This is a genomic window from Pseudoalteromonas sp. ATL1 (assembly GCF_058933015.1).
In genome coordinates this window covers 3369970-3391815 of record NZ_JBZYXL010000001.1, presented here as the reverse complement: position 1 = coordinate 3391815, position 21846 = coordinate 3369970, and the positions used below count along the sequence as shown (strand labels likewise).

Sequence of the window (21846 nt, the reverse complement as noted above, 5' to 3'; positions counted from 1 at the left end):
TATGATGGAGATTATTGATAAGTTAGTTGATAGCGGTGCGCCTTTAAGTAAAGTTGTAAGGCACTACGACAAAGAGTTAGAAAATGACAATGGTGCTTTTGAGTTAACCTTTGCAGACAATGTAATCTCATTGCTTGCTATGGAAGATGATTCTATTAGCTTAACAATTGGAACTTTAGAAGAGTTAAACGACATTTCAAAACAGGACGTTAGTAGATCAAATGTATGGAAAAGTGCTATTGGAAAACCTTTGAGTTGGGGGTGGTTACTTACGAACAATCGAGGTTATTCTGATGCAATGCAGCTGCACTTTTCTGATGGTATTTTTGATAAGGGGGTCACTTTACAGCTTTTAGTTGAATGTTCGTCCTTAAAAATTCGAGCAGTAATTGACATAGAGTGAATCAACTGAGTATTTGAATCCAAAGCCTCGCTTCACACAGCGGGGCTTTGTTATGCTTGCGATCTGAAGCCTTTAAAATTAGTTTCATTCAGATACGGAGGAATTGTAGCCGCCGAGATAAGCTGACGGAAATTGAAAATAAAGGAAGTTAAAAAATGACATTACCAAAAAAAGAGAATTAACATGGACAGCCACTTTAACTGGAAAGTTTTAGTGGCTTTCCTACACTTAGGACTCTTCAAAATCATTTCAATTTCTCAGTTCAAGGAGTGAACGATGGGATTAGCAAGGAAGTGTCAAATCAGTTTGTCAGATACGCCCTATTATCATTGTGTTTCACGTTGCGTACGCCGCGCGTTTTTGTGCGGTGAAGACAAATTTACTGGTAAATCATATGAGCATCGCCGAGGGTGGGTGGAAGAACGATTGTTGTTTCTGGCTCAAGTGTTTTGTATTGATGTGTGTGCGTACGCGGTGATGAGCAACCATACTCATGTGGTGTTATATATTGACAATAAAAAAGCACACAGATTAAGTGATAAAGCGGTGCTTATTCGTTGGCATAAGTTGTTTAAGGGCTCAATGCTCGGTCATAAGTTCTTACAGGGTGAGCGTTTAGACGAAGGGCAGCGATTCTTTTTGAATAAAGAAATTAAAGAATATCGGCAACGTTTATCGAGCATAAGTTGGTTTATGCGAGTTTTAAATGAAGGGATAGCACGTCAAGCTAACCGAGAAGATGGTTGCACAGGCAGATTTTGGGAAGGGCGATTTAAATCACAAGCGCTGTTAGACGAAGCTGCACTGATGGCCTGTATGGCATACGTAGATTTGAACCCAATCAGGGCCAAAATGGCTAAAACCCCCGAAGAATCAGCTCATACTAGCATAAAAAAGCGGTGTGAAGACGCTATACAGGGTAAGCAACCAAAACAATTGGCGCGATTTGCTGGTAGCCCGAGAAAAAATATGCCAAAAGGTTTGCCTTTCGAGCTCAAATCTTATTTAGAATTAGTCGAGTTAACGGGTAAATGCATTAGAGCGGACAAACGAGGTTATATAGAACAAAATGCAGTGCCAGTTTTACAGCGACTCAATATCAAGGCTGAAAACTGGGTTAAACTCACTACGCAGTTTGAACACGTGTTTAAAGGTGCCGCAGGAAAAGAGCAATCGTTAGATGTATATTGTGAACGATTAGAGCGAAAACGACGCAGCAATATCAGCAACAGCAAAAAGCTGCTGGCCTGAAACTATCATCATTTTGACTCATTAATGTTTACAGATGCTCGTATAGGGCAGAATAAATCGTGTCTGACGCTTGGTAAAAAGGCCGAGTTGCGTAAGCGCAAAGCGAGTCTTTACCCTTTCAATTACATACTTTGACAAAAAAATCATCACAATATGCAGGTGGTTTACACAATCGTTTTTTTGAGCACAGCTTTTAAAGTGGATGTCCTAGCAGCACTACAATCGTTTTTTTGAGCACAGCTTTTAAAGTGGATGTCCTAGCAGCACACTGTTACACGGGGCATAAGTTCGATAAAGAACTAGGCTTGAGTTATATGCAGGCACGATACTATGATCCAGTCATAGGTCGATTCTATTCGAATGATCCTGTTGATGCATTAGGGCACATGGAGCTCGGAAACCCTGTCCAAGGCTTCAATAGGTATGCTTACGCCAATAATAATCCATATAAATATACAGATCCTGATGGTAAGTTTTTACAGTTTATACCTGCAATTGTAGCTGTAGCAAAAGTTGCTCATAAAGCTTATAAGGCATACAAGGCTTCAAAAAATGCTGGTAGAGGTAAGCAAATAGGGAATATGATCAAGAAGGATGGCTCTACAAAGGCTAGTGATATTAAAGCGAAAGCTGAAAAGCTAGGCTTTAAACCTTCTCAGTCTAAAAACGGTCCTTTAAAAATGAAAGATGAGAACGGTGTTGATAGGGTAACAATCAAAGGTGGTAGCGACAGAGCGCCGGGAAGTAAAAACCCTCACGTTGAATTGAAGGATTCAAAAGGACAACGAGTGAGCCCTGAAGGTAAGCCTGTTACAAGGAAGAGTCCAGAAAATCATACTCCTATTAAAAATGATTTGGATAAGGCATAGAAATGAGTAATTATTTTGAAATAGAAGGTTTGGAAAACATTTACTTTGAGGATTCCTTCGTATTAAAAATTGAAGAGTCTAAGGATGAGTTAACCTTCCTGTTAGATTTAGTGTTGACGGATGAACACCCTTTGTACTCTGACCCCAAAGACGATGAGCAATATTGCTATAAGAAAGCTCGACTAATATTCAGGGAGTGTGAAGCAATAAATTGGATTGAGAAAACTAATAATAAGTTCTCTGATAGTAGCGGTGAATTTGATCTCGGCAATATAGATAGCTTTAGAAAAGATGGTAAAGAAAATCACCTAGAAGGAGATTGGGGAGAAGTAGTATTAGTTACCGATTTAGTTGAGATTTCTTTTGTCTAAAAGGTTCTTAATGTAATTTCTAATCCAAAGCCTCGCACTCGCGGGGCTTTTTTGTAACTCGAAAACGTCAGGGAGTAAATTCAATATTGCTCTAGTTGGTAAAGAGAATTAACATGGACAGCCACTTTAACTGCTTATGTTGACCCATCGACCGGAAAACAAAGAATATTGATACATCCGGGCGCAGACTGTGGTTCACACTGCCATGTTAACGATGCAGATGGGAATAGACTTGATATAGACGGGAATGTTGTCCCTCCAGAGTCACCTGAGGCTCATCTTCCACTAGACGATAAAAAAGTAGGTAGCGATTGATGCATGATTGGACATTTTTAGATATTAAATACTGCTGGTTAGATAAAAAGTGTGTTCTTAGGTTTAAAAACCGGAATTCAGAGATCGAAGAGGTTTGTGGAAATGGTGTTACGCTTTTAAATGTACCACATCAGGAAGAGTGGGGACCAAGTGTGAGTGTAAATGAAATAACCTACTCAAAAATGCCTGATGATATCAATGAGCTTAAAATAGAAATGCAATCTGGGGATGTTATTACTATTCAAGCAATAAGTTTTAGTGATAAAAATTAACGTGGACATATATGGACGCTCAGCTGTTGTCAAACAATACTAACCAATCGAGGTGACTTTTAGTCGCCTCGTGCCGTTTTCTATAGTGAGAACTAAAAGGGCAGCCACTCAAGCTTGAGTGGCGTTCGCTCCGAATGTTTAACTTAATCAAAACAAGCTGAACAGCAACCCGAGCAGCAATTTGCAGCAGAAGTGTTCAGTTGTGCTCAGCAGATGGTGCATTTTGAGACAGTCCCACTATATAGTGGGACTGTCAAAAATGCTCATGGCTGCTGATTGAGGTTGATCACTTCTACTGGGCGGCACTGATCATTTCACTCTATTTGATGAATAGTACATGTGTGTTTAGTTTTTGATTTCGCGGTCTGGTTTTATTGAGTTTGGTAATAAGCCATTTCAATCCTTTTGGTCTGTCTTTTAAAAAGACTTTTCTTCTTCTTAATGACAGTGCCATTTCGATAACACATAAGAATTAACATGGACAGCCACTTTAACTGGAAAGTTTTAGTGGCTTTCCTACACTTAGGACTCTTCAAAATCATTTCAATTTCTCAGTTCAAGGAGTGAACGATGGGATTAGCAAGGAAGTGTCAAATCAGTTTGTCAGATACGCCCTATTATCATTGTGTTTCACGTTGCGTACGCCGCGCGTTTTTGTGCGGTGAAGACAAATTTACTGGTAAATCATATGAGCATCGCCGAGGGTGGGTGGAAGAACGATTGTTGTTTCTGGCTCAAGTGTTTTGTATTGATGTGTGTGCGTACGCGGTGATGAGCAACCATACTCATGTGGTGTTATATATTGACAATAAAAAAGCACACAGATTAAGTGATAAAGCGGTGCTTATTCGTTGGCATAAGTTGTTTAAGGGCTCAATGCTCGGTCATAAGTTCTTACAGGGTGAGCGTTTAGACGAAGGGCAGCGATTCTTTTTGAATAAAGAAATTAAAGAATATCGGCAACGTTTATCGAGCATAAGTTGGTTTATGCGAGTTTTAAATGAAGGGATAGCACGTCAAGCTAACCGAGAAGATGGTTGCACAGGCAGATTTTGGGAAGGGCGATTTAAATCACAAGCGCTGTTAGACGAAGCTGCACTGATGGCCTGTATGGCATACGTAGATTTGAACCCAATCAGGGCCAAAATGGCTAAAACCCCCGAAGAATCAGCTCATACTAGCATAAAAAAGCGGTGTGAAGACGCTATACAGGGTAAGCAACCAAAACAATTGGCGCGATTTGCTGGTAGCCCGAGAAAAAATATGCCAAAAGGTTTGCCTTTCGAGCTCAAATCTTATTTAGAATTAGTCGAGTTAACGGGTAAATGCATTAGAGCGGACAAACGAGGTTATATAGAACAAAATGCAGTGCCAGTTTTACAGCGACTCAATATCAAGGCTGAAAACTGGGTTAAACTCACTACGCAGTTTGAACACGTGTTTAAAGGTGCCGCAGGAAAAGAGCAATCGTTAGATGTATATTGTGAACGATTAGAGCGAAAACGACGCAGCAATATCAGCAACAGCAAAAAGCTGCTGGCCTGAAACTATCATCATTTTGACTCATTAATGTTTACAGATGCTCGTATAGGGCAGAATAAATCGTGTCTGACGCTTGGTAAAAAGGCCGAGTTGCGTAAGCGCAAAGCGAGTCTTTACCCTTTCAATTACATATTTTGACAAAAAAATCATCACAATATGCAGGTGGTTTACACAATCGTTTTTTTGAGCACAGCTTTTAAAGTGGATGTCCTAGCAGCACACTAGCAGCAGAGCATCCTAGCAGCAGAAAAATAAAACATCTGATAGTTGTTTTTTGGTCTGCCAGCTCACTGAATTTAGGCTTTTTAGTGGTATTTCCAAAGCGAATGGTATCTTGTTTAATTTTTTTGGTGACAGCAATTGACTGACGAAATAAATCTAAGTCAGCGTCGTCTATTTGGTTCGATTTTGAGGGTTCTTTTTTCATAGCGGTATTCTAGTGAAAAAAAGCGTAAAAACCCAGCGCAAAAACCGCTACAATGTCGCTAATTTAAAAATGACCGAGATAGAAACATGAGCGAATTTCAGCTGACAGAAGCACTATCCGAAGAAGCGGTAAGTGACTTACTAACAATCCGAGACTGGTTACGTTGGACAACCAGCCAATTTGCAAGCCAAGGGCTATTTTTTGGTCATGGAACAGATAACGCGTGGGATGAAGCGGTTAATCTAGTTTTGCCAATTTTAAATTTACCACTAGATACTCCAACAGAATTAATGAACTCTCGTTTAACGCGTTCCGAGAAACTGCGTTTGTTAAGTTATATTGAAACACGTATCGTTGAGCGCACACCTGTGGCGTACTTAACCAACCAAGCTTGGTTCGCGGGTATGCCATTTTATGTGGATGAGCGAGTACTGGTACCGCGCTCACCATTTGCTGAGCTAATAAATAATAAGTTTGCACCTTGGTTATCGGCTGAACGGCCTGTTGAACGTATTTTGGATATGTGTACCGGCTCTGCGTGTATTGCGATTGCTTTAGCACAAGCTTTTCCAGAGTCACAAGTTGATGCAGTGGATATTTCTTATGATGCATTGGAAGTGGCAAACATTAATATCGAAGATTACATGTTGCAAGATCAAGTGTTTGCAATTCAGTCCGATGTATTTAGTGGGGTAGAAGGTCAAAAGTATGACTTAATCGTAGCCAATCCTCCGTATGTTGACGCTGAAGATATGGCTGATTTGCCTCATGAGTTTCATCATGAACCAGAGCTTGGCCTTGCATCGGGTGAAGATGGCTTGGACGTAACCCGTACTATTTTGCAAGAAGCAGCAGAGCACCTTACTGACCATGGACTTTTATTTGTCGAAGTTGGTAACTCTATGGTACATATGGAAGCGTTGTACCCAGGAGCGCCATTCGAATGGATTGAGTTTGAGAACGGTGGACTAGGTGTTTTTGTTATTTCAAAACAACAACTAGTAGAATATTTTAACGACTAAGTAAACACTCACTTAGTATTTTGGGATGTCATTTGGAATGAGGGTGAATAATGGCAGGTAATAGCATAGGTCAGCTTTTTAAAGTGAGTACCTTCGGTGAAAGTCATGGACCCGCACTTGGCGGTGTGGTTGATGGGGTTCCCGCAGGGCTTGAGCTTTGTGAAGCTGATTTACAAGTTGATCTAGACAGGCGCAAGCCAGGACAAAGTCGTTACACTACACAACGTAGAGAAGGTGACGAAATTAAAATATTGTCGGGTGTGTTCGAGGGGAAAACCACAGGCACTAGCATTGGTTTACTGATAGAAAATACCGATCAACGCTCAAAGGACTACAGTAAAATCGCCGAGGTATTTCGTCCCGGTCATGGTGACTATACTTATTGGCACAAGTACGGGCATCGTGATTATCGAGGCGGTGGACGTTCGTCGGCACGTGAAACCGCAATACGTGTTGCAGCGGGTGGTATCGCTAAAAAATACTTACGACAAGTGCATGGTATCGAAATTCATGCGTGCCTTTCTCAGTTAGGACCAATAAAAGCCGAACAATATGACTGGCAGCAAGTTGAGCAAAATCCATTTTTCTTTCCCGATGAGAGCAAGCTAGAAGCGTTAGATGAGTACATGCGTGATTTGAAAAAGTCAGGTGACTCCATTGGTGCAAAGGTGAAAGTGGTTGCCAAAAATGTGCCCGTTGGTTTAGGTGAGCCCGTATTCGATAGATTAGATGCAGAGCTTGCACATTCTTTAATGAGCATTAATGCCGTAAAAGGTGTTGAAATTGGCGATGGCTTTGCAGTTGTTGAGCAAAAAGGTTCAGAACACCGAGATGAACTGACACCTCAGGGCTTTACAAGCAATCATGCAGGTGGTGTGCTAGCGGGTATTTCCACGGGGCAAGATATTGTTGCGTCGATAGCGCTCAAGCCGACATCAAGCATTACGATACCCGGTCAAAGTATTAATAGGGCAAATGAATCAGTTGAGATGATCACAAAAGGGCGTCACGACCCTTGCGTGGGGATCCGTGCGATTCCGATAGCTGAGGCGATGATGGCAATCACCTTGATGGATCATTTGCTACGCCAGCGTGGTCAGAATCCACATGTGAATTTAGCACATGGTCCAATTAAAGGGCAGGCTGACTAAGTTTGCAAACACTGATCTACTGAATGCGATAATCGTCAGTAGATCAGTGAGCGATAGAAATTAATTGGTAATTTTTAAATTTGGTTTTGAAGTACTATTTTTGAAACTGATCGTACCCGCCACCTTTTTCTCTTTATCCCCCACTTGTGTATTGATTGCTAATTTAATCGTGGTGCATTGATACGGCTGAAGACTAATGAGTGTATCCTTAAAAGTTAAGCTACAGCTGGCGTCGTCTATTACTTCATTTGAGTATTCACTGTTATTTTTACGTACATCATAAATAACTTTGTCATCGCAATAGAGTTTTACGCTTTCTTCATGAAAGAACTCGCTGTGCAAAATGTTTTTATACGCGCCAATACAGTCGCCATTTTGCCATTTTGTACACACTTTTTTGTATTTTGATGAGAGTTCAGCGTTACCATCAATGGTGATGTCTATTTCAAGTATAGAGGCATGGATGGGCCAGTTGGGTTGAGCTTCAAGGATATACTCTCCTCCCTCTTTATCCATCGTCTTATCATAAAATGCCAACTGGTAATCTGCTGCAAAACTTGATGAACTGGCTAAAAGAAGGCCTAAAACTGGTATAAATTTCATTAGTTAGACTCCTCTCGCTGAGCATCAATTTCTTGCATAGACACCTCGAAAGAGATGTTTTGGATTTGGGTGTAGAACTGTCGACTTAGGCTGCCTCGTTTTGTTATTTCGATTTTCAGCTGTGTGCAATCTTCCATATTGTGGCGTAACTCTGAAATAGCAGGTTGAGCGGGACGCTTTTTGCCTTTAACGATTTTTCCGTAATCATATGAAACACCAACTGGGATCCCGCTGCAGCTAACGGTTGTTTTAGTTGCAAAGTTTGATGAAAACCATTTTGCAGTCATTTCACCAGTCAGTTCAAAAAACATGGAGGGTTTGGCATCTGCAACATCAATGAGCGCTTCATAACCGACTACTGCTTTTCGGCTCGCATAATTTTTTGTAATTGGTCTGAAGTCAGCCATTGAAAGCTTAACGACATCCTGTGAAACCGAGATGGTTTTATTATTCTCGGAGGCCATACTAGTTTGTGATAACACAAATAGTCCACTGACCAGTATTGAGCGTACTATCATCTTGCACTTCCTTTTAGATGTTTTATCAAAAGCTTTAAAACGAACCTGCAATAGGTAAATTTGCTATTTTGTGTTTGGTTTTAAAGCTGGGGGCGTAAAAGTGAAATCAATGCGTGGCAAAAATGAGCGAACTAAGACGAGGATTAAGCTCGAAACTTGGGCACCCAGTAAATTCCATTTTACATATCAAATAGTGGGTTGAGCGTAACGCGCAACCAGGACCTATAATAGAACCGAAAGAGAATAAAGTAAATAGTCTATTAAACGATCAAAAGGTGGTGGAAAATAATCCACCCATGTCTTGTTATCAAATTCGGTCATTTATCTAGAATACTAATAGTGCGATTAGATGCACTCAAAAAGGTACTGTCTGTAAAAAATACCAAGCGTAGACTAAGTGGTGGCTCTCAACTGAGCATGTTGAGCTAGTGTATGGTATCAGCGACTTTTTAGAGCTAAGAAATACGCATTGATATCTGACTCTTGGTTCTTTGGACTCGCGATGGCTTATTTGATGACTTGCTTAGATACTAAAGGCATTTGCGGTGCTACCAATATAAGCGTGACGTTGGAAGAAAAGGGCTGAGTCACGAAATTGTGAACGGCCCTTTCTTAATGAACACTTTAACGATTGCTTATACAGGTTCTGCTGCGTCTAAGATGCTGTCGATACACTCTTTTACAGCATGTTTTGTCGCGCGTTTGCTTTCGCCGTGTTGGACAAACTCTGCTAATGTCACGTCACCACTTCCATCGCTATCCATTGCAGAAAAAGCGTCGGCATGGTGGCTTGACATTGAGTTGGCGATTTCTTCAAGGCTGATACCACCATTGCTATCTGTGTCCAATTGAGCAAACTTCGCTTCGGGAGACGCAAAACGGTCCGCACTAGGTACAACTATATTGTCGTCTCCAGTGGCATCTTTCGTGTCTTGTACACATTGCACGATTTCAGAAGCAAAAGCGGACAGGTCATTATTGTGACGACGATTAGCTAAATATTCAGTCAGTTCAATCTCACCAGATGCGTCACTGTCAGCTCGTTCAAGCTTTTTCTGCGCCTTTTCAGCGACATTTACTGCTAGCTCATCAAGGGTGATCGTGCCACTTTGGTCGGCATCAAATTTATTGAATACGACTTCTGGCGATTTATGTGGGCCTTTGCCCCCTTTACGTGCATGTGATTGTGCGCTAACTGTTAAAGTCGTTAATGTTGCAGCAACGATTGCAATGTTAATTATTGAACGTTTCATACTTTGTCTCTCTATGTCATGGGTTAATTGTTCCACACGGCCTCATGCAAGCTGGTTACGACATGCTAAAGAGGTGTGTTGATTTCTTGATTAATAAGATGGAAGACAAATGTGCAAAAAATATGGCTGCAAAATTTTTTTTAAAAGCGAGTAATTCCATGTAATTTTATGATATTTATACACTTTGTATAATCTTAATATCGCTCTTCATTTTTTGTTCAAGGAAATTATATGATTGACCACAACTTTGATTTAGATAGCTTGACCAGTAAGGACAATATTGTCAGTGCTCACTTGAAAAGAATTTGGACGCGCGTACATAACAGCCTTACTGGCCAATCTAACCAAAGTGATGAGTCTGATTTTCTTCTTGAGCGAGCAATTTTTGATTTGTTAGGCTTAAGTCAAGCCGGAGCGTTGCGGGCACTTTATGAATGTGCTCACTCATATCAAGCGTTTTTAGAACGTATTCATCAGTTAGGCTTCGCCAGTGAATTATCGCTCATGCGTCTTAGCCATTATTTAAGTGGTTATGCGCAGCCTCAAGAGATGCAGCAGACCATAGCTCAAGTCCAACAAATGGATAATGTTTTAAGCGAAGAAGACATTTTGCACTGGCAAACGCAAGGGTTTGTTGTGGTGAAAAATGCCATTGATCAACAGATGTGCAGCGATGTGATAAGCGCGTTAGGTGAATATTTGCAAATGGATATGGCAGATAAAAGCCAATGGTATGACAATGATAAATGTTCGGGCATTATGGTTGAGCTAATCCAGCATGAAGCGCTCAACAAAGTGCGCAGCAGTATGCGAATTCATAAAGCGTTTAGTCAATTGTGGCAAACCACTGACTTAATTGTCTCGGCCGATCGATGTGGATTCAATCCGCCACAAACTGACAGTTACCCATTTCCGGGTCCAGATCTACATTGGGATATCGACTTTTCAAAGCCACTCACTTTTGGAACTCAGGGCATTATCTATTTGACCGATACCGAGGAAGAGCAGGGGGCCTTAACCTTAGTACCGGGGTTCCATAAAAAACTCACCCATGAAATGGCTGAATATCAAGCTCAGCCCGAGCCCGCAAAGCTACATCAACTCGGTTCAAGGCCGGTTGCGGCTAATGCGGGTGATTTGATCATTTGGCATCACTTTTTACCGCACGGAAGCCGCGCAAACTTGACCGACAAACCTCGACTCGTGCAGTACCTAAACATGTATCCTTTTCCATGCGAGTCTGTGAGTGCTCGAGACAAGCAATAAAAAAGGAGTCTTAAAGACTCCTTAAATGAATAATCAGTAAAAGTACGTGTCTAGCTGTGATATTTCTCGCACGCTTCTAAGGTATTTTCGATCAAGCTAGCAACGGTCATGGGACCAACACCGCCTGGTACGGGTGTAATAAAACTCGCTTTCTGTTCTGCCGCACCATATTGTACGTCACCGACTAGTTGACCTGATTCAAGGCGATTGATACCCACATCGACTACTATCGCACCTTCTTTGATCCAGTCTCCAGGAATGAATTCCGGCTTACCTACAGCAACAACAAGCAAATCGGCGCGTCTTACATGGGCTTCAAGGTCTTTAGTGAATTTATGACATACCGTAGTAGTGCAACCGGCAAGCAATAGTTCTAAAGACATCGGGCGTCCAACAATATTGGATGCGCCAACTACGACGGCATGCATGCCTTTGTAACGAACACCTGTTGAGTCTAATAACGTAATAATACCCTTTGGTGTACATGGGCGTAGTGCTGGCATACGTTGAGCTAATCTACCGATGTTGTAAGGATGGAAACCATCTACGTCTTTGTGTGGGTGAATGCGCTCAAGAATTTTCTCGGCGTCTAGACCTTCAGGTAAAGGTAGCTGTACTAAAATACCATCGACTTCTGGGTCATTGTTTAAAGAGTCGACTAGTTCTAATAGTTGGTGCTCGCTGGTGTCTCCAGGAAGGTCAAAAGACTTTGAAATAAAGCCAACTTCTTCGCATGCTTTACGCTTCGAACCAACATACACCTGACTCGCTGGATCTTGTCCAACTAAAACTACTGCAAGCCCAGGAGCGCGTAAACCTTGTTCAACACGCTCGGCAACGCGTTTAGTGACTGTGGTGCGTACTTGTTTGGCTATTGCCTTTCCATCAATGATGTTTGCCGTCATGGGTGACCTTTATTGGATTTAAAAACTTGAACGAAAATGAGCGTATAGGGGTTTAGCTCAAAATGCCACTACTATATAGAGTAGCAATACGGGTATTTTCTCAGAAAACAGCGCACGCGCCAAGCTGATATGTATTTTTGCTCTACGAGACAAAGACATTTACCTAATAAAGATGAAAAAACTGTATAAATTTCAGCAAAGTGATCTACTTATTGAACAGTTTGTAGTAAAATTAGCCACTTGAAATGTTTTTTTAAAAAAGTGTTTGACCTAGAACAGTCAAATCACTATTATGCACCCCGTTGTCAACGAGGTCACTCGGAAACAACGAAAAGGTATCGGCGATTAGCGCAGTTTGGTAGCGCACTTGGTTTGGGTCCAAGGGGTCGCAGGTTCAAATCCTGCATCGCCGACCACTTTTAAAGTAAGATAGTAACATGAAGATGTTCGTATGCGCCCTTAGCTCAGCTGGATAGAGCAACGCCCTTCTAAGGCGTCGGTCGAAGGTTCGAATCCTTCAGGGTGCGCCATTCTTATTTTAATCCACATGTAGTGGCGGCTGTAGCTCAGTTGGTAGAGCCCTGGATTGTGATTCCGGTTGTCGTGGGTTCAAGTCCCATCAGTCGCCCCATCTACATACTTTATATCGGCGATTAGCGCAGTTTGGTAGCGCACTTGGTTTGGGTCCAAGGGGTCGCAGGTTCAAATCCTGCATCGCCGACCATCTCTTAAAGTAATAGTTTCTATCGGCGATTAGCGCAGTTTGGTAGCGCACTTGGTTTGGGTCCAAGGGGTCGCAGGTTCAAATCCTGCATCGCCGACCACCTCCTCTTCTATTTTAATTCTCTCAAATTTATATTTAACTAATATTTAACCAATCATCGCTTAAATCTTCATAAATTTACCTCGATAGCTCGACTAAACGTTTTTATCGGTTATAATGCCGCGTCTATTGTTTAACATAGCGCCCATGAAGGGCAGGCAACAAGAATGACACATGCAATTGGTGCTCAAAACGGTGTTCCGTAAGTAGGCTAATTAAGGCATGATGTGCAACTTGTTTGTAAGGAAGGCGCGTTGTCGCCAAAATTGAAGATTGAGGTAAATCATGCAAGTTTCTGTTGAGACGACTCAAGGCCTTGAGCGCCGTCTGACCATCACCGTTCCTGCAGAGAACGTTGAGACTGAAGTTAAAAAACGCTTACAACAACTGTCTAAAACTCAGCGTATTGACGGTTTCCGTCCTGGTAAAGTACCAGTATCAGTGATCACGAAGCGCTTTGGTGCAGCTGTTCGTCAAGAAGTAGCTGGCGAATTAATGCAGCGTAACTACATCGAAGCGATTGTTGCTGAGAAAATCAACCCAGCAGGCGCACCTGCATTCGCACCTAAATCTCTAGAAGCGGGTAAAGACTTAGAATTTGATGCAACTTTTGAAGTATATCCAGAAGTTGAATTGAAAGACTTAGATAAAATCGCGGTTGAAAAGCCAGTTGTTGAAGTGACTGACGAAGATCTAGCAAACATGCTTGAAACACTTCGTAAGCAACACGCAACTTGGGCTGAAAGTGATGCAGCTGCAGGCGAGAAAGATCGTGTAACGATCGATTTCGTTGGTACTGTAGACGGTGAAGAGTTCGAAGGTGGTAAAGCTGAAGACTTCCCTCTAGAACTTGGCCAAGGTCGTATGATCCCAGGTTTTGAAGACAACATCGTTGGCAAAAAAGCGGGCGAAGAAGTTGTAGCTGACGTGACTTTCCCTGAAGAATATCACGCGGAAAACCTAAAAGGTAAACCAGCTCAGTTCACTATCACAGTGAAAAAAGTTGAAGTTCAAGAACTTCCAGAGCTAAACGACGAATTCGCAACTAAGTTTGGTGTTGCTGAAGGTGGCGTTGATGCACTTAAAGAAGAAGTTAAAAAGAACATGACGCGTGAACTTTCTCAAGCGGTTAAAGCAAACGTGAAAGATCAAGCGATCAAAGGTCTTCTTGAGCACAACGAGACTGAAGTTCCAAAAGCGCTAATCGATCAAGAAATCAATGCATTACGTCAGCAAGCTGCTCAACGTTTTGGCGGCAACGCACAAAACATGCCTGAGCTTCCAGCTGAGCTGTTCCACGAGCAAGCATTAACGCGCGTTAAAACAGGTCTTTTACTTGGTGAAGTGATCAAAGTTAACGACATCAAAGTAGATGAAGCGAAAGTTGACGAGTTAATCGACACTGTTGCTTCAGCGTACGAAGATCCAAGTGAAGTAGTTGCTTACTATAAAGGCAACGAGCAAATGATGCAGCAAATGCGCAATGTAGCGATGGAAGAGCAAGCAGTTGAAGCTATCCTAGCTGCAGCTCAGGTTTCTGATGTTGAAAAAGCATTCGACGAAATCATGAATCCACAGCAAGGTGCTTAATAAGTCATTGACTTAAAGCATAGCTAACGATTTAATGGCTCGAGATATTCTACAGTTTTTGTAGCGTGTCCGGGCCATTTTATTTTCTAGGCACAGAATACCAACCACACGCAGTGTTTTTGATATTACTGCGGATAAGGAATAAAAATTATGAATGACGGTATGATCGATCCTTTCAATGCATTAGTACCTATGGTTGTAGAACAAACAGCTAAAGGTGAGCGTTCTTTCGATATCTATTCTCGACTACTAAAAGAGCGTATTATTTTCTTGACGGGCCAAGTTGAAGATCACATGGCAAATCTGATTGTCGCGCAATTGTTATTCTTAGAATCAGAAAGCCCAGAAAAAGATATTTATCTTTATATTAATTCACCAGGCGGTTCGGTAACTGCGGGTATGTCTATTTACGACACTATGAACTTCATTAAGCCAGATGTCAGTACGGTATGTGTTGGCCAAGCGGCGAGCATGGGCGCATTCTTATTATCTGGCGGTGCGAAGGGCAAGCGTTATTGTCTGCCAAACTCGCGTGTGATGATCCATCAGCCTCTAGGCGGATTCCAAGGTCAGGCATCAGATTTTGAAATTCATGCAAAAGAAATTTTGTCGATAAAAGAAAAATTAAATCGCCTAATGGCGGAACATACCGGTCAACCATTTGATATCGTTTCTCGCGATACTGATCGTGACAACTTTATGAGTGCACAGGAAGCGGTAGAGTATGGATTGGTAGATGCAGTACATACACGCAGAGATAACAAGTAAATCTGACAGTGAGAGGCGTTAAACCTCTCACTACAACTATGCTAAAGTAAAATTTATTTGGTATAGTTAAAACAACGTATATGGTTGCCGCTAAACGGTGACAAAGAATTTAAGAGGTAGCTGAATGTCAGACACTCCAACAGACGGCGACAAAAGTAATAAACTATTGTATTGCTCTTTTTGTGGTAAGAGCCAGCATGAAGTACGCAAGTTAATAGCAGGACCTTCTGTTTATATTTGTGATGAGTGCGTCGAGCTGTGTAACGACATCATTAGGGAAGAAATAAAAGATATTGCACCAAAGCATGAGTCTGGTGACAAGCTTCCGGTTCCAAAAGAAATTAGAAACCACTTAGATGACTATGTAATTGGCCAAGAACATGCCAAAAAAGTTTTATCTGTGGCTGTGTATAACCACTATAAGCGTTTGCGTAGTCAAGGTTCTAAGATCGACGTTGAATTAAGTAAGAGTAATATTCTACTGATTGGTCCAACGGGCAGTGGTAAAACGCTTTTAGCTGAAACACTGGCTAGATTATTAGATGTGCCATTTACCATGGCTGACGCAACAACGTTGACAGAAGCTGGCTATGTTGGTGAAGACGTCGAAAATATCATTCAAAAGCTACTGCAAAAATGCGACTACGATGTAGAAAAAGCCCAACGCGGTATTGTGTACATCGATGAAATCGATAAGATTTCACGTAAATCGGATAACCCATCAATTACCAGAGACGTATCGGGTGAGGGGGTTCAGCAGGCCCTGTTAAAACTGATCGAAGGTACGGTTGCATCTGTGCCACCTCAGGGCGGTCGTAAACATCCACAGCAGGAGTTTTTGCAGGTAGATACTTCGAAAATCTTGTTTATCTGTGGTGGCGCGTTTGCAGGCCTTGATAAAGTCATTGAACAGCGCAGTCACAAAAATACCGGCATTGGTTTTGGCGCGAACGTTAAGTCGGCCGACTCAACACGCTCATTGAGTGAAACTTTTAAAGATGTTGAGCCAGAAGACTTAGTAAAATACGGGTTAATTCCAGAATTTATCGGTCGTTTACCCGTGGTTGCTACGCTAACGGAACTTGATGAAGATGCGCTTATCCAGATTTTGAATGAGCCAAAAAATGCATTAACCAAACAGTTTGCTGCATTATTCAAGATGGAAGACGTAGAACTCGAGTTCCGTGAAGATGCATTGAAAGCAATTGCTCGTAAAGCAATGGAGCGTAAAACAGGTGCACGTGGATTACGTTCTATCGTAGAAGGCGTGTTGCTTGATACAATGTACGAACTGCCTTCTATAGAAGATGTCAGCAAGGTCGTTGTTGATGAGACCGTTATTAAAGGTGAATCAGATCCTATTTTGATTTACGAAAATAGCCCAAAAGACAAAGCTGTGTCTGAGTAGGTTTACTAATCGTTTAAAAAGGAGCCAACGGCTCCTTTTTTTATCAACGAGTTGAACTTTACAACCACTATCCCCATATAGTTTGGTATAAATAAAAATTAAAGAAGTGTGAAGAGAATAAAATGACGCTTGAGAGAACGGATCGAGTTGAAATTCCTGTGCTAGCACTACGCGATGTCGTGGTCTATCCGCACATGGTGATCCCGCTTTTTGTTGGCCGAGAGAAATCGATAAGGTGCCTAGAAGCGGCGATGGAAAATGATAAGCAGATCTTTTTGGTTGCGCAAAAAGATGCCACTGTTGATGACCCAAAAACAGATGAAATTTATGAGGTTGGCACCATTGCAACGGTACTTCAGTTGTTAAAGTTGCCAGATGGCACCGTCAAAGTTCTAGTTGAAGGTACGCAAAGAGCCAAAATAGAAGAGTTTTTGGTAACAGATGATTATTTCCTAGCACAAGCGCAGTTTTTAGAATCAAAAGACATTGATGAGCAAGAGCAGGATATTTTTATTCGTAGTGCGGTTAGTCAATTTGAAGGCTACGTGAAGCTTAATAAAAAAATACCGCCAGAAGTTCTAACATCAGTATCAGGTATTGATGAGGCTGCTCGTCTAGCCGACACCATGGCTGCTCATATGCCAATTAAAGTACCAGAAAAGCAAAAGGTACTTGAGCTTGGCAGTGTGACTGAGCGTTTAGAGTATCTCATGGCGTTAATGGAAGGCGAAATCGACCTGCTTCAGGTAGAAAAGAAAATTCGTTCTCGCGTTAAAAAACAAATGGAAAAATCGCAGCGTGAGTACTATTTGAATGAGCAAATGAAAGCTATTCAAAAAGAGCTTGGCGAGCTTGATGATGTACCAGACGAATTTGAAGCGCTGAAAAAACGCATCAGTGAATCGCAAATGCCAAAAGAAGCTGAAGAAAAAGCGATGTCTGAGCTGAATAAGTTGAAGATGATGTCGCCTATGTCAGCTGAAGCAACGGTCGTTCGTTCGTATATTGATACCATGATTGGTGTACCTTGGAAAAAACGCTCTAAGGTTAAAAAAGACTTAGCGGGTGCGCAAAAAATCCTTGATGCCGATCATTATGGCTTAGAAAAAGTCAAAGAAAGAATTATTGAATATCTTGCCGTTCAACAGCGTACCAACAAACTTAAAGGCCCAATTTTATGCTTAGTTGGTCCTCCTGGTGTTGGTAAAACGAGCTTAGGGCAATCTATCGCGCGTTCTACGGGTCGCAAATACGTGCGTATGGCATTAGGTGGGGTGCGAGACGAAGCAGAGATCCGCGGGCATAGAAGAACTTACATTGGTTCAATGCCGGGTAAGCTTATCCAAAGCATGAGTAAAGTCGGTGTTAAGAACCCATTATTCTTGCTTGATGAGATTGATAAAATGTCGTCAGATATGCGTGGTGACCCTGCATCTGCACTGCTAGAGGTTTTAGACCCAGAGCAAAACAGCACGTTTGCAGACCATTACTTAGAAGTTGACTATGACTTGTCTGATGTCATGTTTGTTGCAACATCAAACAGCTTTAATATCCCAGGACCATTACTCGATAGAATGGAAGTGATCCGTCTTTCAGGTTATACCGAAGATGAAAAGCTGAATATTTCAAAACAGCACCTCATTCCAAAACAAATCAAACGCAATGGATTGAAGGAATCTGAAGTTGTCATTGAAGACAGTGCAATCATCGGCATCATTCGTTACTACACGCGAGAGGCGGGTGTGCGTAACTTAGAACGCGAAATTTCTAAGCTATGTCGTAAAGCGGTAAAAAACATTTTGTTAGATAAAGACATCAAACAAGTTGTGATTAACCAAGATAACCTAGAGTCATTCCTTGGTGTTCAACGTTTTGACTATGGCAAAGCTGAAGATGGTGATCGTATAGGTCAGGTAACAGGTTTAGCATGGACGGAAGTTGGTGGTGACTTACTTACGATCGAATGTGCAGCTGTGCCAGGTAAAGGTAAGTTGACTTACACGGGGTCACTGGGCGACGTGATGCAAGAGTCAATTCAAGCTGCGATGACGGTGGTGAGAAATCGAGCCGATAAACTTCGCATCAATGAAGATTTTTACGAAAAACGTGATATTCACGTGCACGTTCCTGAGGGTGCGACTCCGAAAGATGGGCCAAGCGCTGGTATTGCTATGGTGACGGGCTTAGTTTCAAGCTTAACCGGTAATCCTGTTCGTTCTGACGTTGCTATGACAGGTGAGATAACGTTACGTGGCGAAGTACTGCCGATTGGTGGCCTAAAAGAAAAACTTTTAGCGGCGCATAGAGGTGGCATCAAGACTGTGGTTATCCCAAAAATCAATGAAAGGGACCTAAAAGAGATACCACAGAACGTGCTGGATGGTTTGGAAATTCACCCTGTTACGTGGATTGATGACGTGTTATCACTCGCTTTAGCTAATCCAATTGAGAGTTTTGCTGTTGAAAGCAGCAAAAACTAAGAAAAAAGCTAAAAAAGTGTGTGAAAGGGCTTTTCAAATCGAAAAGGTATGTTAACTTAAGCACTAGTTTTAAGCCTAGGCCTTATGAGACCTAGGCTTGACAAAGATTTCCGAATTAGAGAGTCGCTGTGATATCTCTAAATGAACAGCAAGAGCGTATCAACATAACTATCCGGTGCGCTTTTGATAATAACAATGTAAGAGGATGATATTGTGAATAAATCTCAATTAATCGATCAAATCGCAGCTGATGCTGATATTTCTAAAGCGGCTGCTGGTCGTGCTCTAGATTCATTCATCGAGTCAGTAACTGGTGCGTTAAAAGATGGCGACTCAGTAGCGCTTGTTGGCTTTGGTACTTTCTCTGTGCGTGAGCGTGCTGCACGTACTGGTCGTAACCCGCAAACTGGTGAAACAATCCAAATTGCTGCTGCTAACATCCCATCTTTCAAAGCTGGTAAAGCACTAAAAGACGCTGTTAACTAATCCAGTTGGATTAGATTACAAGCGCGGCTTTACGTAGCTTTACACTTTTGGGCTACAAATGCCGTGTTCAGCTTCAAGAAAAAAAGCGTATCTGATAAGATACGCTTTTTTTACATTAGCGATAAATTTCAAAGCGCATATGTGCTTTGGCTTAGATAAGAGAAGAACAAATGCTTGAAAAGATCAGAGAGGGTTCTCAAGGCCCCGCAGCCAAAATTATTCTTGGCGTAGTTATCTTGTCTTTTGCGCTAGCAGGGATCGGTGGTTACCTAGGTCAAACCACAGAGCAACCTGTTGCAGAGGTCAATGGAGTAAAAATCAGTCAAACCGAATTTTCTAGAGCTTACCAAAATGAACGCGCTCGATTAGAACAACAGTTTGGCGAGTATTTTAATCAAATTTCGGCAGATCCGGCGTACATGGCGCGAATCCGTCAAGGTGTCGTTGATCGTTTAGTACAACAAGAGCTGCAAAATCAACTGGCGCTTGAGCTAGGTTTACGCGTGAGCGACGAGCAAGTAAAAAATGCGATTGTTGAAATGCCATATTTCCAAATTGGCGGACAATTTAGTAATGATCGTTACCTACAACTTATCCGCCAAATGAACTTCCAACCAGACTCGTTCCGTGAATATTTACGCGAAGAGATGACCAGAACACAACTGGTACAAGCGTTAGCAGGTTCTGAGTTTGTGCTATCGTCTGAGCTTAAGCAAACGGTTGCTTTGCAACAGCAAACTCGTAACTTAGATTACGTGATTCTAAGCAAAGATAAAATGACGGACAAAGCCGAAGTATCAGAGCAGGAAGTTAAAGACTATTACCAACTCAACCAGAGTCAATTCCAGTCGCCAGAGCGTGTTGCAGTTCAATACTTGGAACTTAAGGCAAGCGATATTGAACTGGCAAATCCAGTATCTGACGAAGATGTATTGGCATACTACGAAGAGAGCAAATCTCAGTATGTTGAGCCTGAAAAACGTCGCGTGTCGCATATTCTAATTGAAGGCAGTGCGGATGATGCGCAAGCTCAGGAAAAAGCGCAAGAGATTTTGGCCAAATTGAACGATGGTGCAGACTTTGCTGAACTGGCACAAACTGAATCAGATGACGTGGTGAGTGCTGAACTTGGTGGCGACCTTGACTGGATTGAACTAGACATGATGGACCCTGAGTTTGAAGCGGCTGCTTTTGCTCTCGAAAATGTCGGCGATATGAGTGAGGTTGTAGCTTCAGAGTTTGGTTTACACATCATTAAGTTAACTGATATTCAACGTCAGCAAACTAAAGCGTTTGACGATGTGAAAGATGAGCTTCGTGTTGAACTTGAAAAGAACAAGAAAATAGATGCGTTCTATCAAAAACAAACTGAAGTAGCGGAAATAGCATTTGAGCAATCTGACTCGCTAGAAGATGCTGCAGCTGCGGCGGGTGTAGAGCTTCAGAAAACAGAACTTTTAGCTAAGAACATGTTACCTGCGCCATTAAACTCTGTTGCAGTGACAAATGCGCTTTTCACGCCTGAACTACTGGAAGACAGAGTCAACTCTGAAGTGTTAGAGGTGGAAAGCGAACATATTGTTGTTGTTAGAGTCAGTGACTATCAAGCGGCGGCGACTAAGCCACTGGAAGAGGTTAGTGCACAGATCAAAACTAAACTTATCAATGACAAAGCATCAACTTTAATTAAAGAGTATGCAGAAGGTCTATTTGCGCAATTGAAAGAAGGTAAAGCTCTGGCTGATATTGCTCAAGAAGAAGCGCAAGAAGTTAAATCAGAAGCTGCCTTGAAGCGTCAGACATATAATGTTGATCCTGCCATTGTCAGTGAAGCATTCGAGCTTCCTCATCCTGTAGATGGTAAGCCTCAGCTTGCTATGGTTGAACTGAACAATGGTAACGCAGCGTTACTTCAGTTAAATGAAGTGATAACACCAGAGTTGAGCGAAGAAGTCGATGCTCAACAAAAGAGAAACATTGAAATGTCGCATGCAAACAAAAGCTATACGGCATTATTGGCTGCCTTAGAAGCGCAAGCTGAAGTTGCTCGTCCGCAATTGAGCGTGTCTCAAGAAGACTAAAATAATATTTAGTAAAATACTAAAAAGGCACCTTTTAGGTGC

The 21846-nt window shown here is 41.9% G+C and carries 20 protein-coding genes, 5 tRNA genes and 1 pseudogene; 21 read left to right on the top strand and 5 right to left on the bottom strand.

The window, feature by feature from the left end; all coding sequences use genetic code 11:
- Position 1: 1 nt before the first annotated feature.
- The 7 genes and pseudogenes from AC5FX4_RS14885 (at position 2) to AC5FX4_RS14855 (ending at position 5026) form a co-directional block, all read left to right on the top strand.
- Positions 2–403 (top strand): DUF6334 family protein, encoded by a 402-nt coding sequence (locus tag AC5FX4_RS14885; RefSeq protein WP_493607132.1) that lies wholly within the window; start codon positions 2–4, stop codon positions 401–403.
- Between the two features lie 276 nt (positions 404–679).
- Positions 680–1654: a transposase gene (locus AC5FX4_RS14880; RefSeq protein WP_493607128.1), complete on the top strand. Its 975-nt coding sequence runs from the start codon at positions 680–682 to the stop codon at positions 1652–1654.
- A gap of 314 nt (positions 1655–1968) precedes the next feature.
- Positions 1969–2523, top strand: coding sequence for an RHS repeat domain-containing protein (locus AC5FX4_RS14875; protein WP_493607131.1), 555 nt, complete (start codon positions 1969–1971; stop codon positions 2521–2523).
- A 2-nt stretch (positions 2524–2525) separates the two neighbouring features.
- Positions 2526–2894, top strand: a complete 369-nt coding sequence (locus AC5FX4_RS14870) for a hypothetical protein (RefSeq protein WP_493607130.1) — start codon at positions 2526–2528, stop codon at positions 2892–2894.
- Positions 2895–3047: 153 nt separating this feature from the next.
- Positions 3048–3209: pseudogene (locus tag AC5FX4_RS14865) on the top strand (hypothetical protein); the annotation flags it as partial.
- Complete coding sequence (locus tag AC5FX4_RS14860; RefSeq protein WP_493607129.1) at positions 3209–3481, top strand: hypothetical protein; 273 nt, start codon at positions 3209–3211, stop codon at positions 3479–3481. The pseudogene AC5FX4_RS14865 and the gene AC5FX4_RS14860, both read left to right, overlap by 1 nt.
- Positions 3482–4051: 570 nt before the next feature.
- Complete coding sequence (locus AC5FX4_RS14855; protein ID WP_493607128.1) at positions 4052–5026, top strand: transposase; 975 nt, start codon at positions 4052–4054, stop codon at positions 5024–5026.
- A gap of 193 nt (positions 5027–5219) precedes the next feature.
- Here the strand turns inward: AC5FX4_RS14855 and AC5FX4_RS14850 are convergent, their stop codons facing one another.
- Positions 5220–5450: a hypothetical protein gene (locus tag AC5FX4_RS14850; RefSeq protein WP_493607127.1), complete on the bottom strand. Its 231-nt coding sequence runs from the start codon at positions 5448–5450 to the stop codon at positions 5220–5222.
- Between the two features lie 86 nt (positions 5451–5536).
- Here AC5FX4_RS14850 and prmB point away from each other — a divergent pair, with 86 nt between their 5' ends.
- Together prmB and aroC are read left to right on the top strand one after the other, a co-directional pair.
- Entirely contained in the window at positions 5537–6472 is a 936-nt protein-coding gene (gene prmB, locus AC5FX4_RS14845) for a 50S ribosomal protein L3 N(5)-glutamine methyltransferase (RefSeq protein WP_493607126.1), read from the top strand.
- A gap of 50 nt (positions 6473–6522) precedes the next feature.
- Positions 6523–7623 carry a chorismate synthase gene (gene aroC / locus AC5FX4_RS14840; protein WP_493607125.1) on the top strand — a complete coding sequence of 367 codons (1101 nt, stop codon included), beginning with the start codon at positions 6523–6525 and terminating at the stop codon, positions 7621–7623.
- Between the two features lie 60 nt (positions 7624–7683).
- Here aroC and AC5FX4_RS14835 read toward each other — a convergent pair whose 3' ends face one another.
- The 3 genes from AC5FX4_RS14835 to AC5FX4_RS14825 form a co-directional block, all read right to left on the bottom strand.
- Positions 7684–8226 (bottom strand): hypothetical protein, encoded by a 543-nt coding sequence (locus AC5FX4_RS14835; RefSeq protein ID WP_493607124.1) that lies wholly within the window; start codon positions 8224–8226, stop codon positions 7684–7686.
- Entirely contained in the window at positions 8226–8744 is a 519-nt protein-coding gene (locus AC5FX4_RS14830) for a hypothetical protein (RefSeq protein WP_493607123.1), read from the bottom strand. The genes AC5FX4_RS14835 and AC5FX4_RS14830 overlap by 1 nt, the downstream gene beginning before the upstream one ends.
- A 635-nt stretch (positions 8745–9379) precedes the next feature.
- The gene (locus AC5FX4_RS14825; protein ID WP_493607122.1) at positions 9380–9997 is read right to left on the bottom strand and encodes an EF-hand domain-containing protein; all 618 of its coding nucleotides are present in this window, start codon (positions 9995–9997) and stop codon (positions 9380–9382) included.
- A gap of 231 nt (positions 9998–10228) precedes the next feature.
- On the opposite strand from AC5FX4_RS14825, the gene AC5FX4_RS14820 reads away from it, so the two are divergent.
- The gene (locus AC5FX4_RS14820) at positions 10229–11263 is read left to right on the top strand and encodes a phytanoyl-CoA dioxygenase family protein (RefSeq protein ID WP_493607121.1); all 1035 of its coding nucleotides are present in this window, start codon (positions 10229–10231) and stop codon (positions 11261–11263) included.
- A gap of 50 nt (positions 11264–11313) precedes the next feature.
- On the opposite strand, the gene folD is transcribed toward AC5FX4_RS14820, so the two are convergent.
- Positions 11314–12168 carry a bifunctional methylenetetrahydrofolate dehydrogenase/methenyltetrahydrofolate cyclohydrolase FolD gene (gene folD / locus AC5FX4_RS14815; RefSeq protein WP_493607120.1) on the bottom strand — a complete coding sequence of 285 codons (855 nt, stop codon included), beginning with the start codon at positions 12166–12168 and terminating at the stop codon, positions 11314–11316.
- Between the two features lie 339 nt (positions 12169–12507).
- Here folD and AC5FX4_RS14810 point away from each other — a divergent pair.
- The 11 genes from AC5FX4_RS14810 (at position 12508) to ppiD (ending at position 21804) form a co-directional block, all read left to right on the top strand.
- A tRNA-Pro gene (locus AC5FX4_RS14810) sits at positions 12508–12584 on the top strand.
- A 37-nt stretch (positions 12585–12621) separates the two neighbouring features.
- Positions 12622–12698: transfer RNA gene (locus AC5FX4_RS14805), tRNA-Arg, on the top strand.
- 25 nt (positions 12699–12723) lie between these two features.
- A tRNA-His gene (locus tag AC5FX4_RS14800) sits at positions 12724–12799 on the top strand.
- A gap of 16 nt (positions 12800–12815) precedes the next feature.
- Positions 12816–12892, top strand: a tRNA-Pro gene (locus tag AC5FX4_RS14795).
- A 23-nt stretch (positions 12893–12915) separates the two neighbouring features.
- A tRNA-Pro gene (locus AC5FX4_RS14790) sits at positions 12916–12992 on the top strand.
- Positions 12993–13276: 284 nt separating this feature from the next.
- On the top strand, positions 13277–14581 hold the full coding sequence (gene tig / locus AC5FX4_RS14785; RefSeq protein ID WP_493607119.1) for a trigger factor: 1305 nt from the start codon (positions 13277–13279) through the stop codon (positions 14579–14581).
- A 150-nt stretch (positions 14582–14731) separates the two neighbouring features.
- On the top strand, positions 14732–15349 hold the full coding sequence (clpP, locus tag AC5FX4_RS14780; protein WP_493607118.1) for an ATP-dependent Clp endopeptidase proteolytic subunit ClpP: 618 nt from the start codon (positions 14732–14734) through the stop codon (positions 15347–15349).
- A gap of 124 nt (positions 15350–15473) precedes the next feature.
- Positions 15474–16757, top strand: a complete 1284-nt coding sequence (gene clpX / locus AC5FX4_RS14775) for an ATP-dependent protease ATP-binding subunit ClpX (RefSeq protein WP_493607117.1) — start codon at positions 15474–15476, stop codon at positions 16755–16757.
- A 122-nt stretch (positions 16758–16879) separates the two neighbouring features.
- The gene (gene lon, locus AC5FX4_RS14770) at positions 16880–19237 is read left to right on the top strand and encodes an endopeptidase La (protein ID WP_493607116.1); all 2358 of its coding nucleotides are present in this window, start codon (positions 16880–16882) and stop codon (positions 19235–19237) included.
- 213 nt (positions 19238–19450) lie between these two features.
- A complete protein-coding gene (gene hupB / locus AC5FX4_RS14765; protein WP_476287597.1) occupies positions 19451–19723 on the top strand; it encodes a nucleoid-associated protein HU-beta in 273 nt (90 codons plus the stop codon).
- Between the two features lie 170 nt (positions 19724–19893).
- On the top strand, positions 19894–21804 hold the full coding sequence (ppiD, locus tag AC5FX4_RS14760; RefSeq protein WP_493607115.1) for a peptidylprolyl isomerase: 1911 nt from the start codon (positions 19894–19896) through the stop codon (positions 21802–21804).
- Positions 21805–21846: the final 42 nt, after the last annotated feature.